This window comes from Streptomyces sp. NPDC017943 (assembly GCF_044328425.1).
GTDB lineage: Bacteria > Actinomycetota > Actinomycetes > Streptomycetales > Streptomycetaceae > Streptomyces > Streptomyces djakartensis_A.
Window position 1 is genome coordinate 157,320 of record NZ_JBIRHH010000003.1, and the last position, 13,658, is coordinate 170,977.

At 72.3% G+C, this 13,658-nt stretch carries 15 protein-coding genes; 6 read left to right on the forward strand and 9 right to left on the reverse strand.

Translation table 11 applies throughout. The annotated features are described in order from the left end of the window. Positions 1-44: 44 nt before the first annotated feature. The 5 genes from ACH4C6_RS10000 to ACH4C6_RS10020 all read left to right on the forward strand — a co-directional run bounded on the left by ACH4C6_RS10000 (position 45) and on the right by ACH4C6_RS10020 (position 4,301). Positions 45-1,046, forward strand: a complete 1,002-nt coding sequence (locus ACH4C6_RS10000; protein WP_398108069.1) for a GDP-mannose 4,6-dehydratase — start codon at positions 45-47, stop codon at positions 1,044-1,046. Positions 1,047-1,182: 136 nt separating this feature from the next. Next, on the forward strand, positions 1,183-1,896 hold the full coding sequence (locus tag ACH4C6_RS10005; protein ID WP_398108070.1) for an NDP-sugar synthase: 714 nt from the start codon (positions 1,183-1,185) through the stop codon (positions 1,894-1,896). Between the two features lie 7 nt (positions 1,897-1,903). After that, positions 1,904-2,806, forward strand: coding sequence for an NAD-dependent epimerase/dehydratase family protein (locus tag ACH4C6_RS10010; protein WP_398108071.1), 903 nt, complete (start codon positions 1,904-1,906; stop codon positions 2,804-2,806). Beyond that, entirely contained in the window at positions 2,803-3,465 is a 663-nt protein-coding gene (locus tag ACH4C6_RS10015; RefSeq protein WP_398108072.1) for a spherulation-specific family 4 protein, read from the forward strand. The genes ACH4C6_RS10010 and ACH4C6_RS10015 overlap by 4 nt, the downstream gene beginning before the upstream one ends. Next, positions 3,462-4,301, forward strand: coding sequence for an endo alpha-1,4 polygalactosaminidase (locus ACH4C6_RS10020; RefSeq protein WP_398108073.1), 840 nt, complete (start codon positions 3,462-3,464; stop codon positions 4,299-4,301). Before ACH4C6_RS10015 ends, ACH4C6_RS10020 begins: the two co-directional genes overlap by 4 nt. Before the next feature lie 9 nt (positions 4,302-4,310). Here ACH4C6_RS10020 and ACH4C6_RS10025 read toward each other — a convergent pair whose 3' ends face one another. Together ACH4C6_RS10025 and ACH4C6_RS10030 are read right to left on the reverse strand one after the other, a co-directional pair. Continuing rightward, positions 4,311-4,622, reverse strand: coding sequence for an alpha-amylase (locus ACH4C6_RS10025; RefSeq protein WP_398108074.1), 312 nt, complete (start codon positions 4,620-4,622; stop codon positions 4,311-4,313). A 444-nt stretch (positions 4,623-5,066) separates the two neighbouring features. Next, positions 5,067-5,435, reverse strand: a complete 369-nt coding sequence (locus tag ACH4C6_RS10030; RefSeq protein WP_398108075.1) for a hypothetical protein — start codon at positions 5,433-5,435, stop codon at positions 5,067-5,069. 305 nt (positions 5,436-5,740) lie between these two features. Here ACH4C6_RS10030 and ACH4C6_RS10035 point away from each other — a divergent pair, with 305 nt between their 5' ends. Then, a complete protein-coding gene (locus ACH4C6_RS10035) occupies positions 5,741-5,929 on the forward strand; it encodes a hypothetical protein (RefSeq protein ID WP_398108076.1) in 189 nt (62 codons plus the stop codon). A gap of 50 nt (positions 5,930-5,979) precedes the next feature. Here the strand turns inward: ACH4C6_RS10035 and ACH4C6_RS10040 are convergent, their stop codons facing one another. The 7 genes from ACH4C6_RS10040 to ACH4C6_RS10070 form a co-directional block, all read right to left on the reverse strand. Further along, positions 5,980-6,543, reverse strand: a complete 564-nt coding sequence (locus ACH4C6_RS10040) for a hypothetical protein (protein WP_398108077.1) — start codon at positions 6,541-6,543, stop codon at positions 5,980-5,982. A gap of 294 nt (positions 6,544-6,837) precedes the next feature. Then, complete coding sequence (locus ACH4C6_RS10045; RefSeq protein ID WP_398108078.1) at positions 6,838-7,116, reverse strand: GlsB/YeaQ/YmgE family stress response membrane protein; 279 nt, start codon at positions 7,114-7,116, stop codon at positions 6,838-6,840. Positions 7,117-7,277: 161 nt separating this feature from the next. Next, positions 7,278-8,534, reverse strand: a complete 1,257-nt coding sequence (locus tag ACH4C6_RS10050) for an MFS transporter (RefSeq protein WP_398108696.1) — start codon at positions 8,532-8,534, stop codon at positions 7,278-7,280. Positions 8,535-8,916: 382 nt separating this feature from the next. Further along, positions 8,917-11,520: a rifamycin-inactivating phosphotransferase gene (rph, locus tag ACH4C6_RS10055; RefSeq protein ID WP_398108079.1), complete on the reverse strand. Its 2,604-nt coding sequence runs from the start codon at positions 11,518-11,520 to the stop codon at positions 8,917-8,919. Positions 11,521-11,716: 196 nt separating this feature from the next. Further along, positions 11,717-12,133, reverse strand: coding sequence for an ATP-binding protein (locus ACH4C6_RS10060; RefSeq protein WP_398108080.1), 417 nt, complete (start codon positions 12,131-12,133; stop codon positions 11,717-11,719). Positions 12,134-12,260: 127 nt separating this feature from the next. Beyond that, positions 12,261-13,106, reverse strand: coding sequence for an RNA polymerase sigma factor SigF (locus ACH4C6_RS10065; RefSeq protein ID WP_333930574.1), 846 nt, complete (start codon positions 13,104-13,106; stop codon positions 12,261-12,263). Positions 13,107-13,313: 207 nt separating this feature from the next. Beyond that, positions 13,314-13,610, reverse strand: coding sequence for a hypothetical protein (locus tag ACH4C6_RS10070; protein ID WP_398108081.1), 297 nt, complete (start codon positions 13,608-13,610; stop codon positions 13,314-13,316). Positions 13,611-13,658: the final 48 nt, after the last annotated feature.

A 13,658-nucleotide genomic window follows, 5' to 3' on the forward strand; every position in this document is an offset into this window, starting at 1 on the left:
CTCCTCCTCCGCTCACCTCCCGACCGATCGAAGGGACCACCCAGTTGACCTCCGCACCGCTCGCCGCCGTCACCGGAGCCGAGGGCTTCATCGGCTCGCACCTCACCGAGGCCCTGGTCGCCTCCGGCCACCGCGTGAGGGCCATGGCCCAGTACAACTCCTTCTCCTCCTACGGCTGGCTGGAGACCCTGCACCCGGACGTCCTGGACCACGTGGAGATCGTCCTCGGCGACGTACGGGACCCCGGGTCCGTCCGCGGCCTCCTCGAAGGCGCCGACACCGCCTACCACCTGGCCGCCCTCATCGCGATCCCCTACTCGTACCAGGCACCGCACAGCTACGTGGACACCAACGTCACCGGCACCCTCAACGTGCTGGAGGCCGTGCGCGCCCTGGGCACGCCCCGGCTGGTGCACACCTCCACCAGCGAGACGTACGGCACCGCGCAGACCGTGCCGATCACCGAGGACCACCCCATCCACACCCAGTCCCCGTACGCCGCTTCGAAGGCGGGCGGGGACCGGCTCGCCGACAGCTACCACGCCAGCTTCGACACCCCCGTCGTCACACTGCGGCCCTTCAACACCTTCGGGCCGCGCCAGTCGATGCGGGCGGTCATCCCCACCGTCATCGGCCAGGTCGCCGCCGGCGAGCGCACCATCACCCTCGGGGACCTGCGCCCCACCCGGGACTTCACCTTCGTCGAGGACACCGCCCAGGCGTTCCTCGCCGTCGGCACCGCACCGGCCGGGAAGGTCGTGGGGCGCACCTTCAACGCCGGTACGGGCGGCGAGATCTCGGTCGGCGACCTCGTCGCCCTGATCGGCAAGGTGATGGACACCCCGCTCGACGTGCGCGAGGACGAGAGCCGCATCCGGCCGGCCAACTCGGAGGTGATGCGCCTGGTCGCCGACGCGAGCCGGCTCGCCGCCGCGACCGGCTGGCAGCCGGCCCACACCCTGGAGGAGGGCTTGGACCGCACGGTGGCGTTCTTCCGCGACCCCGCCAACCTCGCCCGCTACAAGACCGGCATCTACAACATCTGACCCCCGAGGACCTCGTCCGTCCCGTCCTCGCATCTCCTGCATCGCATGCGGGTCATGCACGCCATGCACGTCATGCAGGTCACGTACGTCATGCGTCACACACGTCCCCGAAGCGTTCACGAAGGAGGAGCCCACGATGCACGCAGTGATCCTGGCGGGAGGCAAGGGCGTCCGGCTGCGGCCCTACACCACGGCGCTGCCCAAGCCGCTCGTCCCCATCGGCGACCAGCACGCCATCCTGGAGATCGTGCTGCGCCAGCTCTCCGCCGCCGGCTTCACCAGCTGCACCATCGCGATCGGCCACCTCGGCGAGATCATCCGCGCCTACGTGGGCGACGGTTCGCAGTGGGGCCTGGCCGTCGACTACGCCACCGAGGAGAGCCCGCTGGGCACCATGGGCCCGCTGCTCACCCTGCGCGACCGGCTGCCCGAGACGTTCCTGGTGATGAACGGCGACGTCCTGACCGACCTCGACTACGCCGACGTCCTGCACCGGCACCGCGGCTCCGGCGCGCCGCTGACCATCGCCACCTACGCCCGCAAGGTGCACATCGACTTCGGGGTGCTCACCACCGACGCCAGCAGGGTCGTGGCGTTCACCGAGAAGCCGAGCATGGACTACCGCGTATCCATGGGCGTCTACGGCCTCTCCCGCGCCACGCTGGACGGTTACACGCCCGGACTGCCGCTCGGATTCGACGAGTTGGTCCTCGACCTGCTGAAGTCGGACAACCAGCCGCACGCCTACGAGTTCGACGGCTACTGGCTGGACATCGGCCGCCCGGACGACTACGACCAGGCCAACGCCGAGTTCACCACCCGCAAGTCCCTTCTGCTCAAGGGAGCCTGAGCACCTCATGCGCATCCTCGTCCTGGGTTCCACCGGCTACCTGGGCGCCCACGTCGCCGAGCGGCTGCGCGCGCTGCCGGGCGCGCTGGTCCTCGGCGGCGGCCGGTCGCCGGCCGCCGACGTCGACGTGGACCTGGCCCGCGTCGGCCCGGAGCAGCTGGCGAAGACCCTCGCCCGGGCCGCGCCCGACGCCGTGGTCAACTGCGCGGGCGCGACCGGCGGCGACGCCGTCACCCTGGCCGAGGTCAACGCCCGCGGCCCCGCGGTGCTGTGCGCCGCGCTGCGCGAGGCGGCCCCCGCGGCCCGTCTGGTGCACCTGGGTTCGGCCGCCGAGTACGGCCCGGGAGCGCCCGGCGGCAGAGACACGGAGTCGGCGGCCACCCGCCCCGTCGGCTCCTACGGCGCGACCAAGCTCGCGGGCACCTTCGCCGTGACCGGATCCGGCCTGGACGCGGTGGTGCTGCGCGTGGGCAACCCGGTGGGTCCGGGAGCGCCGCCCACCGGCCTGCCCGGCCGGATCGCCGCCCTGCTGCGCGAGGCCGGCGACGACCCGGAGGCGGTGCTGCGGCTGGGCGACCTGTCCGCCCACCGGGACTTCGTCGACGTGCGCGACGTGGCCCGGGCCGCAGTCCTCGCGACCACGGCCCCGGCCCCCCTGCCGCCGGTCCTGAACGTCGGCGGGGGCCGGGCCGTCCCGGTCCGCAACCTGGTACGGGACCTGGCCGCCCTGGCCGGGTTCCGCGGCCGGATCGAGGAGACGACCGCGAGCACCGCGGGCTCGGCCCGCTCCGCCCGGGTGTCGTGGCAGTGCTCCGACATCGCCGCCGCCGAGGAGGCCCTGGGCTGGCGCCCGGCCCACACCCTCGGCGAGGCGCTGACCGCGCTGTGGGAAGGGGGCCGCACACCGTGAGTCTGCTGATCCCCCTGTACGTCCACCCGGCCGAGGACCCGGGCGCGTGGCACCGGCTGATCAGTGCCGCGCCGCGCACCTACGGGGTCGTCCTGAACCCGGCCAGCGGCCCGGGCGAGGCCCCCGACCCGGCCTTCACCGCGGCGGCCGCCGCCCTGCGGGACGCGGGGACGCGGCTGCTGGGCTACGTCGACACCGACTACGGCGTGCGCGATCCCGAGGACGTGGTCGAGGACGTGCGCCGCCACCAGGAGTGGTACGCGACGGACGGCTGCTTCCTCGACCGTGTCACCGCGACGGCCGACGGGCTCGCGGCCTGCCGCCGGCTCGTGCGGACCCTGCGCAGGGCGGGTTCGGCGACGGTGGTCCTCAACCCCGGCGTCCACCCGGAGCCGGGCTACACCCGCCTCGCCGACCTGACGGTCACCTTCGAGGGCCACTGGTCGACGTACGTCTCCGCGTTCAGCCGCCCGGCCTGGGCCGCACGCCGGCCACCCGAGCGGCTGTGCCACCTCGTCTACGGGGTGCCCGACGCGCTGGTCCCGCTCGCCGTGCGCACCGCGCACGAGCGCGGCGCGGCGGTGTGCGGCCCGGTGACGGGTGAACCACCCAATCCGTGGGCCCAGTTGACACCGGCTCTCCGTGGGGCGGGACAGTGACGGGTGCCCGGTCCCGTGCCGCCCTGCTGGCCGTGCTGGCGGCGGCCGCGGCGCTGACGGGATGCTCCGGCGGCGAGGGACGGACCCCCGATGCGCACGGCACGGCGACGACCGCGCCGCAGACGGCGCCGGCCGGACCCCGCTGGAAGCCGCGCCCGGGCCTCGCCTGGCAGTGGCAACTCGACGGCCGGGCGGACCCGTCGGCCGACGTGCCCGTGTACGACATCGACGGCTTCGAGAACTCCGCCGCGGACGTGGCCCGGCTGCATCGCGCGGGCCGGAAGGTCATCTGCTACGTCAACGTCGGCGCGTGGGAGGACTTCCGGCCGGACCACACGGCGTTCCCGCGTTCCGTGCTCGGCCGGCCCAACGGCTGGAAGGGCGAACGGTGGCTGGACATCCGGCAGGTGGACGTGCTGCGGCCGATCATGGAGCGCCGTTTCGACATGTGCCGCGACAAGGGCTTCGACGCGGTGGAGCCCGATCTGGTCGAGGGCTACGGCAACGACACCGGCTTCCCGCTCACCGCCCGCGATCAGCTGACGTACAACCGCATGATCGCGGCCGTCGCCCACGAGCGGGGGCTGTCGGTGGGGCTGAAGAACGACCTGCCCCAGATCCCCCAGCTCGTGGACCACTTCGACTTCGCCGTCAACGAGGAGTGCGCCCAGTACGAGGAGTGCTCCGCGCTCTCCCCGTTCGTCGAGGCCGGCAAGGCGGTGTTCCACGTGGAGTACACCGAGCCGCGGAGCACGTTCTGCGCCGAGTCCCGCCGGCTGGGGCTGTCGTCCATGGTGAAGAAGCCGGAACTCGGGGTGTGGCGCAGCCCTTGCTGAGCCGGCACCTCAGACGTCCTCGCAGAGGGCGAGGTGATCGACGCGGCCGTGCTGACCCAGATAGCCCTCACCGACCGTGCTCACGGCTCCCGGGGCGAGCGTGTGGCACGGGCCCGTGGCGCCGTCCTGGTAGACGGCTTTCACACGCACGGTGTCACCGCAGTTGTTGGAGGCGCTGAGATACCGCCAGCTCTCGTACACGGCGACACACGCCGGGGCGGGGGTGAGGGAGGTTGCCTGGGCGGCCGGGGCCGAGAGGACGGAGCTCGACAAGGTGACGGCGAAGAGAGCGACGCCGGCCCGTATGACCCGCTTGATCATGGATCATCCTCACGTTCGTAGGTAGGTCGGTTCGAGGAGTGTCGACAACCACCGTGGTTCCGCTGACGGTGTGTTCGAGAACTGAACTTGTCCTGCCTCGGCCTCGCACGCAAAAGCGGGCGTCTGTTTCGGACAGGGAGTGTGTTGCAGGGGTGCGGACACATCCCCCGCGTGCGGGCGCAGTTCACGCCGGGCACGGCAGGGCCGAGGCTTCAACCATTGCGGCCCTTCGCCGGCAGGCCGCCGCCGTCTTCCCACACGAACACCCGCGTCGTACCGGCCGGGCCCCGGCGCCGTTGCAACGCGTCGGGACGTCACTTTGTCGGGAAGCAGGCGGCGCCACACGCCACGTGCCGGGTGACCACCGTGCGGACGGGAACGGCCCGGCCGGACGGAGCCGGCCGGGCCGCGAGGGGCTCCGGGGGTTCTTCGGACGACGGCGGATCAGCGCGTCGTCTGGTCCGAATAGCTGAAGTCACCCACCGTCCAGGCGCTGACGTCCTCGATGGCCACCCGGTACATCCCGCCCGTCTCGGGGATGCCCACGGTCCCCTGGAGGATCCGGGCCACGTGGAAGTGCAGATGGGTCGGCGGCCCGTCCTTCTTGTCGGGGGCCTCGAAGACGGCGGAGAACTCGCCGAGGTGGGCGGAGTCGGTCAGCACCTCGGACACCCGCTGGCGCCACACGGCTTCGGGTGCCAGGCGACCGGTGATGACGGCACCACCGGTGACCACGGTCAGGGACATCCGAGTGCTCTGCCCGGACTCCACACGGGCGGCGATGTCAACGATCAGCTCGTCAGGCTTCGACATGCGACCGGATTGTATTGCGTCGGCCGGTGCCCGTGGTCCGCGAGGGTCCACCAGCGCGCGCAGCGGCGGACCGAGCCACTTCGGATGCGGCCCGGGGGGCGGCTCACCCGTGCGCCGGTGCCGCGTCAGGAGGAGGCGGCGGCGACCGTGTCGTGGATTTCCTGGACCTGGTCGACCACCGACCTGCTCGACCCCTGACGCCCCGGACTTCCGGAGCGCCTCACCCGAACGGCCGCCCTCACGCGGCGCGGAACCCCCCGGTGCGGTCAGCTGGACGGAACGAATGCCTGTCCTATGGGGGAAGCATGTACGAGATGTGCCCCGGCCCCGACGAGCCCGGCACGGCCATGGTGTGGCACGTGAAAGCCAAGCAGGGCACGGTGACCCTGTGCGGACGGCCGCTGGAGCCGGCCCGACCCGATCAGATCGACGCCGACCGGCACTGCACGCCGTGCATGTCCTCCTTCAGCCGGCTGGTCGAGCAGAACGGCTGACGCCCCACGGCGGCGCCCACGCCGGGCTCTCCCTGCGGGAAGCAGCTCCGTCAGTGCCCGGCTGCCGCTTTCACCAGGGCGACGGCCACGCCGATCGCCGCGTCCACGACGCCGGCGAGGATCGCGGTCGGCACACCGCCTCCCATGCGCAGCCCGCCCAGGCAGCCCCAGAGGAACAGCGACACGACGGCCACGCCCGCCGCGGCCGACAGCGCGGTGTCCAGGGGCAGGACGTCCAGGGCCGCGAGTCCGATCAGCAGCGCCGGGCCGACGGCGCAGGACAGCAACGGACTGCTGACGTACAGCATGCGCCGCAGCTCGCGACCGGTCGCGAAGCGGCGGTGGACCGTACGGTGCGCCTGCTGGTCGGCGACGAACGCCGCCAGCCACAGGCCCAGGGCCGTCGTCAGGACCGTGGCGAGAGCACCGAGGGACTCCACGTCGCCGAGCGACAGACCGACCACCACGGCGATCATCGTGATCGTCGCGTAGATGCGCTCCTTCAGGCGGTCCGCCAGGACACCCGCATCCGCGTTGTCCGCCTCCACCTCACCCGCCTCCGCCTCACCCGCGTCCGCCGCGGGCGGGCCGTCGGCCTGCCGGTCGTCCGTCACCCGTGCCCCTCGCCTGTCGTGCCCCACGAAGCCCGCCGGTCGCCGCGGTGTCCGCGACGAGCGTCCTCGGCGACGGCTCCCAGCATGCCCCCGACCCCCCGTCGGGATCCGGGAACCGGGGCCGGCACCCGGCACCGTGTCACACGGCCGACCCGGGCTCGGTGGGGCTCGGCAGGACCGGGTGGACGACGCCGTCCACGACCCCGGACGCACCGACGGCTCCCGTCCCGCGAGGGGAGGGGAGCCGTTCGGAGTGGGGGCAGAGCCCAGGGGGCGTATGCCGGGCGAAGCGGGTTACGCGTGACGGTGCGAGTGACGGTTGCCGGTGATCACGCGGTAGAGGGCCAGCAGGATGAGCGAGCCCACGATCGCGGCGATCCAGGTGGAGAGGTTGAAGAATCCGTCGATGGAGTCGACACCGAAGATGACCTTGCCGAGCCAGCCGCCGAGCAGCCCGCCGGCGATGCCGATGAGCATGGTGATGATGATGCCGCCCGGGTCCTTGCCCGGCATCAGGGCCTTGGCGATGGCGCCGGCGAGAAGCCCGATGAAGATCCAAGCAATGATGCCCATGGTCCGTCTCCACTTCGTCGTATAAAGAACTTGTTAACTCAACGGGTGCGCCGAATCCGGCCGCACAAACGTCACTGACTCGAATTCGTCTGCGGACTCCGTCTCGCCGGGCCAAGGACTCCGTCTCGCCGGGCGAAGGCTCCGGGACGACCGCCGGCGTCTCACGACCGCCGTGCCGACCCCGACTCCCGGTGGAGGGACGGGAGTTCCCGGCCCAGGCGGGCCAGGGGCGACAGCGCCATGATCGCGGGGGACAGCATCATGCCCGCGGCCGTCGTCACCAGACCGGTGCGCAGCCCCCACTCCCCCGCGAGCAGCCCGCCGATCAGGGAGCCGAGCGGTGTCAGTCCCATCCCGACGAAGGTGATCGTCGCGGCGACCCGCCCCTGCATCCGGTCGGGGGTCGCGGTCTGACGGACCGCCATGAGGGCGACGTTGACCAACTGGCCCGCGCACCCGAAGACGAGGCCCACCACGAGGAGGACGGCCACGGTCCGCGCGGAGGAGCCGTGCAGCGCGGGCACGCAGAGGAAGGCGGCGTCGCCGACTGCCGCCGCGCCCACGAGCATCGGGCCGTACCCGAAGCGGACGGGCAGCCGAGCCGCCAGCACCGAACCCAGCAGCGCGCCGGGCCCCGCCACCGCGAGCGTCAGGCCCACCACCGTGCCCGACAAGTGAAGTTCGCGCGGCAGAAAGAGCAAGTAGACCGTCATCAGGGCCGCGAAGGACAACTGGAAGGCCGCCGAGGCCAGGCACACCGCGCGCAGCAGCCCGTCCCGGGCGACGAAGCGAAGCCCCTCGACGACGCCCTGCCGGACCCGGGGCGGCCGCGCAGGACCCTCCGACAGCGCTTCGGTTACTCGGATCCGCCTGATCGCCAGGAACGACAGCGTGAAGAGCACCGCGCCGGAGGCCGTGGCGGCAGGGGCCGGCAGCAGGGCCACCAGCGCCCCGCCGAGGGCGGGTCCACCGATCTGGGCCGCCGAACGACTGCCCTCCAGCGCGCTGTTGGCGCTCAGCAGCCGGTCCCGTCGTACCAGGCGGACGAGGGACGCCTGGTACGCCACGTCGAAGAACACGGACAGGGCGCCGACGGTGAAGGCCAGGACGAACAGCCCGGGCAGCCCGAACCGGCCGCACAGGCAGGCCACGGCCGCCACGGCCAGGGTGAGGGCCCGGCCGGCGTCGGCGAGCGCCATCGTCGTGCGGGTCCGCCAACGGTCCACCCAGACCCCGGCGAGGAGCGCGAGCAGCAGGATCGGCGCCTGCCCCACCGCGCGCAGCGCGCCCAGCCGGCCGGCGTCGGCCTGGAGCGTCAGGACGGCCAGGAGCGGCAGGACCACCGAGGTGGCGTGCTCGCCGAGTTGGGAGGCGGTCTGCCCCAGCCAGAGGCCGCGGAAGTCGGCGTCACGCACCAGGCGGAGGGAAGGGGGACGGCGGAGGTCGTTCCCGGGGGAGGAGTCGGACGGCACGGGAGTCCCTTGTGTGCTCGGCAACGGCGCCCGCCGCCGGACCCGTTGACGGGTCCCGGCGGTTCGGGCAGGAGACAGCTCGCTGCGCCGCGGCATCAAGGGCGGCACACGATGACGGGCCGGTGACGGCCACGGCGTCAACGCGTGCTCGGGCGACCGACCATGTCGACTCCTCACGGGGATCCGGTGCTGCCCAACGTAGCCGCCGGGGGACGGCACGGGAAACGGTTTCCGGGACTCCTGACGGTCGCCCCCGGGGGATCCCGGAGCGCCGGGACGCCGGGGCGCGCCGGAGGGCGGTGCACGGCCTCCGGCGCGGCCCGGCCGGTCAGGGGAGGATCTCGACGTATCCGTCGCTGCCGTGCACCCGGACGCGCTGCCCGTCGCGGATCAGCCGGGTGGCCCGGTCCACCCCCACGACGGCCGGCAGCCCGTACTCACGGGCGATCACCGCGCCGTGCGTCATCAGTCCGCCGACCTCCGTCACCAGACCCGCGATGCCGACGAACAGGGGCGACCAACTGGGGTCCGTGTAGGGCGTGATCAGGATGTCGCCCGCCTCCAGGTCGGCCTGCGCCATGTCGAGGACGACACGTGCCCTGCCCTCGACGGTCCCGGCGGAGACGGCCAGGCCGATCAGGGCACCGGAGGGGGCGTCGTCGCGCCGGTACGCCCCGTTGACCATCTCACCGTCCGAGGTGAGGACCCGGGGCGGTGTGAGCGCGTGGTACGAGCGGAACGCGTCCTTGCGCTGCCGGACGAGCTCGTGGTCCACCCGGTGCGTGCGCACGGCCTCGCCGAACTCGTCGAAGGTCAGGTAGAAGACGTCCTCCGGGTCGGGGAGCGCCCCCGCCCGCACGAGACGCCCGGCCTCGGCGAGCAGGGCCTGCTTGTAGACGAAGTAGCGGCGGATGATGCCGTACTTCGGGTACTCCCGGTAGCCGATGAAGGTGCGGACCCGGTCGATCATCCGCTTGGTCTCGTCGGCCTTGCGGTCCCCGTCGGGCAGCTCCCGCAAGCGGGCCAGGACCTCCTGCTCCTTCTGCCGCGCCTCGTGCAGCCCCTGCTCGAACCGCCTCTTGGCGGCACCCGGTGCGAAGTTGCGGACGTTGTCGAGGATGGCCGGGACGAGGGTGCCGGGGCGCTCGCGCCAGCGGGGCCGGGTGATGTCGATCTCGCCGGCGCAGCGCACGCCGTACCGGTCCAGGTAGGCCTCGATGGCGTCGCGTGCCTCGGCTCCGCCCGGCAGTTTCGGCAGGTCGTCGAGGAAGTCGTCGCCCTGGACGGCGCGCAGGTGTTCCACCACCTCCGGGTGCGGCCGGACGGCGTCCGCCACGTCCAGGAGGTCCAGGCCCATCTCGGAGGTGATGTTGCCCGGGGCGGACAGGGTGAGGGAGTCGGCGGCGTTCTTCTCGCCGAGCCACTCCCCCAGCTTGTCGTTGAGCCACCACGTGGACTCCATCCCCGCCATGATCGCCTGCATGCTCAGCGGGTCGCGGAGGATGCGCTTGTGCTCCTCGAACGCCTCCCGGAGGAAGTCGAACAGGGCCGGTCCGGTCTTGTCCCGGATGCCGCGTTCGAGGTCGGCGAGGGACGCCTCGTTGCGTGCGATCAGCTCCGTGACGAGCGCCGGGTCGGTCGGGATGGGGGCCGGGTCGGCCGGCTGCCCCGCGGGCCGGCCGGCGGGCTGGGGGTCCGGGAGCGACGGGACGAAGTCGCCCCGGTCGAGGACGGTCTCCAGGGCGTCCCGCACGAGTGGGTCGGAGCGGCCGGCGACGTCGAGGAGACCGGCGCGGCCGGTGGGCGTGGCGAGGGCCCTGGTGGCGTCGACGAACAGCCGGCCGCCCGCCTCGTGCATGGTCGCCATGGCCGTCAGCTGCCACAGGGAGATGCCCAGCGGCTTCATGGGGTCGGTCATCATCTGCTGGTGACCGACGGAGACGTAGACGTGGTTGTCCTGGTCGGCGGCCCGCGGGACGGGGTAGAGCGTGGTGATCGGCCGGCTCTGCACGATCCGGAAGCCGTCGTCGCCCAGGCACCACTCGATGTCCTGGGGGCGGCCGAAGTGTGCCTCGATGCGGCGTCCGGTCCGGACGAGTTCCAGGACCTGCGCGTCGGTCAGGGCCGGCTGCTTCTGCTCGCGCGGGTCGACGGTCTCCTGCCGTGTTCCGCCGGCCGGCAGGGCCCGTACGGCGCGTTCCTTGGCGGCGATCGTTCTGGCGACGATCCCACTGTCCCGCACCTGGTAGACGTCCGGGTTCACCAGGCCCGAGACCAGGGCCTCGCCGAGGCCGAGGCCGGCGTCCACGGTGGCGACCTTCCGGTTGCCCGTGACGGGGTCGGCCGTGAACAGGATCCCGGAGGCGTGCGGGACGACCATCCGTTGCACGACGACGGCCATGAGGACCGTCCGGTGGTCGATGCCGTTGCGCTGACGGTAGGTCACGGCCCGCTCGGTGAACAGCGAGGCCCAGCACCGGCTGATGTGCCGCAGGATGGCATCGGGGCCCACGACGTTGAGGTAGGTGTCCTGCTGGCCCGCGAAGGACGCGGTCGGCAGGTCCTCCGCGGTCGCGCTGGAGCGCACGGCGTAGGCGTCCTGTTCCCCGTGCCGGGCGAGAGCGCGGGTGATCGCGGCCGCGAGGTCGTCGGGGACGGCGATCGCTTCGACGGTCCGGCGGATCCGTGCGCTGAGCGTGCGCACGGCCTCCGGGTCGTCCGCGTCCGTGCGCGCGAGGCGTTCCAGGTCCTCGTCGAGGGCTGGCGCTCCCGCCACGATGCGTCGGTAGGCGCCCGTGGTGACGCAGAAACCACCCGGCACGCCGATGCCCTCGATGCGCGAGAGCTCCCCCAGGTGTGCGGCCTTGCCTCCGACGTCCGCGGCCCGCGTCGCGTCGATCTCGTGCAGGTCCAGCAGGTACTGCTCGGTCATCTCCCGTTGCCTTCCGTCAGCGGCACACGCACCTCTCGCGCCGTTTGCGCAGGTCGCGGCCTCGGTCGACGATTGTGCGGGGTGACGGGGGCCTTGCCGCAAGCCCCCATGTGCGCTATACGTTGAGAAGGGCAGGGAGATGTATCCCTGCCCTTCGTCGTGTCCGGCGCATGTCCGGCGCGTGCCTGCCGGTGCCCTAAGGCCTGAGGTCGTCGGGCCCGTCCAGCAGGGCGACGCGTGCGGTGATGCTCTTGCCGACGGGCTCCCGGCGCGCCTCGAAGTCCTGGGCGACGGCCTTCACGATCTCCAGGCCGTGCTGGCCCACCCGTCCGGCGTCGGCGGGTCTGGCCACCGGCAGCACCGGATCCGAGTCCCACACGGTCACCTCGACCGCGTCGTCGTCGATCCGCAGGTCCATGCGGGCCCGGCCGGGCGCGTACTTGCGGACGTTGGTGACCAGCTCGCTGACCACCAGCTGCGTCAGGTCCACGCTCCGCTGGGAGATGTTCAGCCCCTGCTCCGCCTGGTGCCGGGCCAGGAACTCGGCTGCCAAGTGGCGGGCCTTGGCTATGTCTCCGTCCAGGGCCACCGTGAGATCTCGCTCCCCGTTCACACGTCCCGCGTACCCGGGGGAACACGTTTGACGCCCCTGTGCACCAGGTGTGCACAAAGCCGCCAGGCCGGCCGGAGCGAGTCCGGCCGGCCTGGCGGCTTGGAGAATCCGAGGTGGACGGGCTGGGTCAGCCGGTGGCGAGCATGCCCTCACGCAGCCGGGCCAGGCAGCGGGACAGCAGCCGCGAGACGTGCATCTGGGAGACGCCGAGACGCTCGCCGATCTGCGCCTGGGTCAGCTCGTCCACGAACCGCATGTGGATGATCTGCCGGTCCCGCTCGTCCAGCGCGGCGACCATGGGAGCCAGGGCGTGGAAGTCCTCCACGAGCTCCAGGGCGCGGTCGTCGGCGCCGATGAAGTCGGCCAGGACCGCCTCGCCGTCGTCGCTGGTGCTCAGGGCGGCGTCGAGGGAGGAGGAGTTGTAGCCGTTGGAGGCGATCTGCGCCTCCCGGACGTCCTCCTCGGACAGGCTCATGAGCTCGGCGAGCTCCTTCACCGTGGGGGTGCGGCCGAGCCGGCTGCGCAGTTCCTCGGTGGCGCGGGCGAGCTGGACGCGGGCTTCCTGAAGACGGCGGGGCACGTGCACGGCCCAGGTGGTGTCACGGAAGAACCGCTTCATCTCGCCGACGATGTAGGGGATCGCGAAGGAGGTGAACTCGACCTCGCGCGTCAGCTCGAACCGGTCGATCGCCTTGATCAGGCCGATCATGCCGACCTGGACGATGTCCTCCATCTCCTCCGCGCCGCGGCTGCGGAACCGGCCGGCGGCGAAGCGGACCATGGACATGTTCATCTCGATCAGCGTGTTGCGCGCGTACTGGTATTCGGGCGTGCCCTCCTCCAGTACGGCCAGCTGGTCGAAGAACATCCGGGACAGCTCACGAGCGTCCTTGGGCGCGACCTTCGACGGATCGGCGACCTCCGGCAGACGCACCTTGTCCGTGTCCGTTTCTGCAGCTATGGCTGTCGCCATCATGCTTCCCTCCCCATCCGTCCAGCTCGGCGCCGACCCGTCTCGGGTCGGCGCAAGGCCGTCTACCCCGACTTCACGCATACATGCGCACCCAATTCTGCCTCGTCCGCCGACCGGACCGTAAGGGGCCCGTCGGCCGGACGCCCCGGCTGCGCCTCCACGGCCCCGGAAGGCCGGCCGGGCCCTGTCACCGCAGGTCCGCGAGGGTCAGGGCGTGTCCCCGGAGTAGTAGAAGCGGCAGCTCACTCCGGGGCCGCTGCCGCGGGGTTCACCGGGGCGCGGGTCGTACAGGGAGCGGCCGCCGGGGAACTGTCCCAGCTCGGTGGGCAGGGCGGCGCCGTCGTCGACCTCCTCCGGGCGCCATCCGGTGATGTCCAGCAGCAGTCCGTCCAGCGGCCCGCCCGTCAGCGCGGCGTACGTCTGGTGCGGCAGGGGTCCCGGGTCGGGGTCGTCGTGGTCGTGGCCGTACACCCGGCCCCGCAGCAGCTGCTCGTCTCCGTTCATGCCGTCCAGCCTCGCAGCCACCACTGACAACGGCGGCTGCCCGGCGGG

Bases quoted from the DNA above. Each gene is read 5' to 3' on its own strand.
- ACH4C6_RS10005 (WP_398108070.1), top strand. From the start codon at position 1,183: ATGCACGCAGTGATCCTGGCGGGAGGCAAGGGCGTCCGGCTGCGGCCC.
- ACH4C6_RS10010 (WP_398108071.1), top strand. From the start codon at position 1,904: ATGCGCATCCTCGTCCTGGGTTCCACCGGCTACCTGGGCGCCCACGTC.
- ACH4C6_RS10025 (WP_398108074.1), bottom strand. From the start codon at position 4,622: ATGATCAAGCGGGTCATACGGGCCGGCGTCGCTCTCTTCGCCGTCACC.
- ACH4C6_RS10030 (WP_398108075.1), bottom strand. From the start codon at position 5,435: ATGTCGAAGCCTGACGAGCTGATCGTTGACATCGCCGCCCGTGTGGAG.
- ACH4C6_RS10035 (WP_398108076.1), top strand. From the start codon at position 5,741: ATGTACGAGATGTGCCCCGGCCCCGACGAGCCCGGCACGGCCATGGTG.
- ACH4C6_RS10045 (WP_398108078.1), bottom strand. From the start codon at position 7,116: ATGGGCATCATTGCTTGGATCTTCATCGGGCTTCTCGCCGGCGCCATC.
- rph (WP_398108079.1), bottom strand. From the start codon at position 11,520: ATGACCGAGCAGTACCTGCTGGACCTGCACGAGATCGACGCGACGCGG.
- ACH4C6_RS10065 (WP_333930574.1), bottom strand. From the start codon at position 13,106: ATGGCGACAGCCATAGCTGCAGAAACGGACACGGACAAGGTGCGTCTG.
- ACH4C6_RS10070 (WP_398108081.1), bottom strand. From the start codon at position 13,610: ATGAACGGAGACGAGCAGCTGCTGCGGGGCCGGGTGTACGGCCACGAC.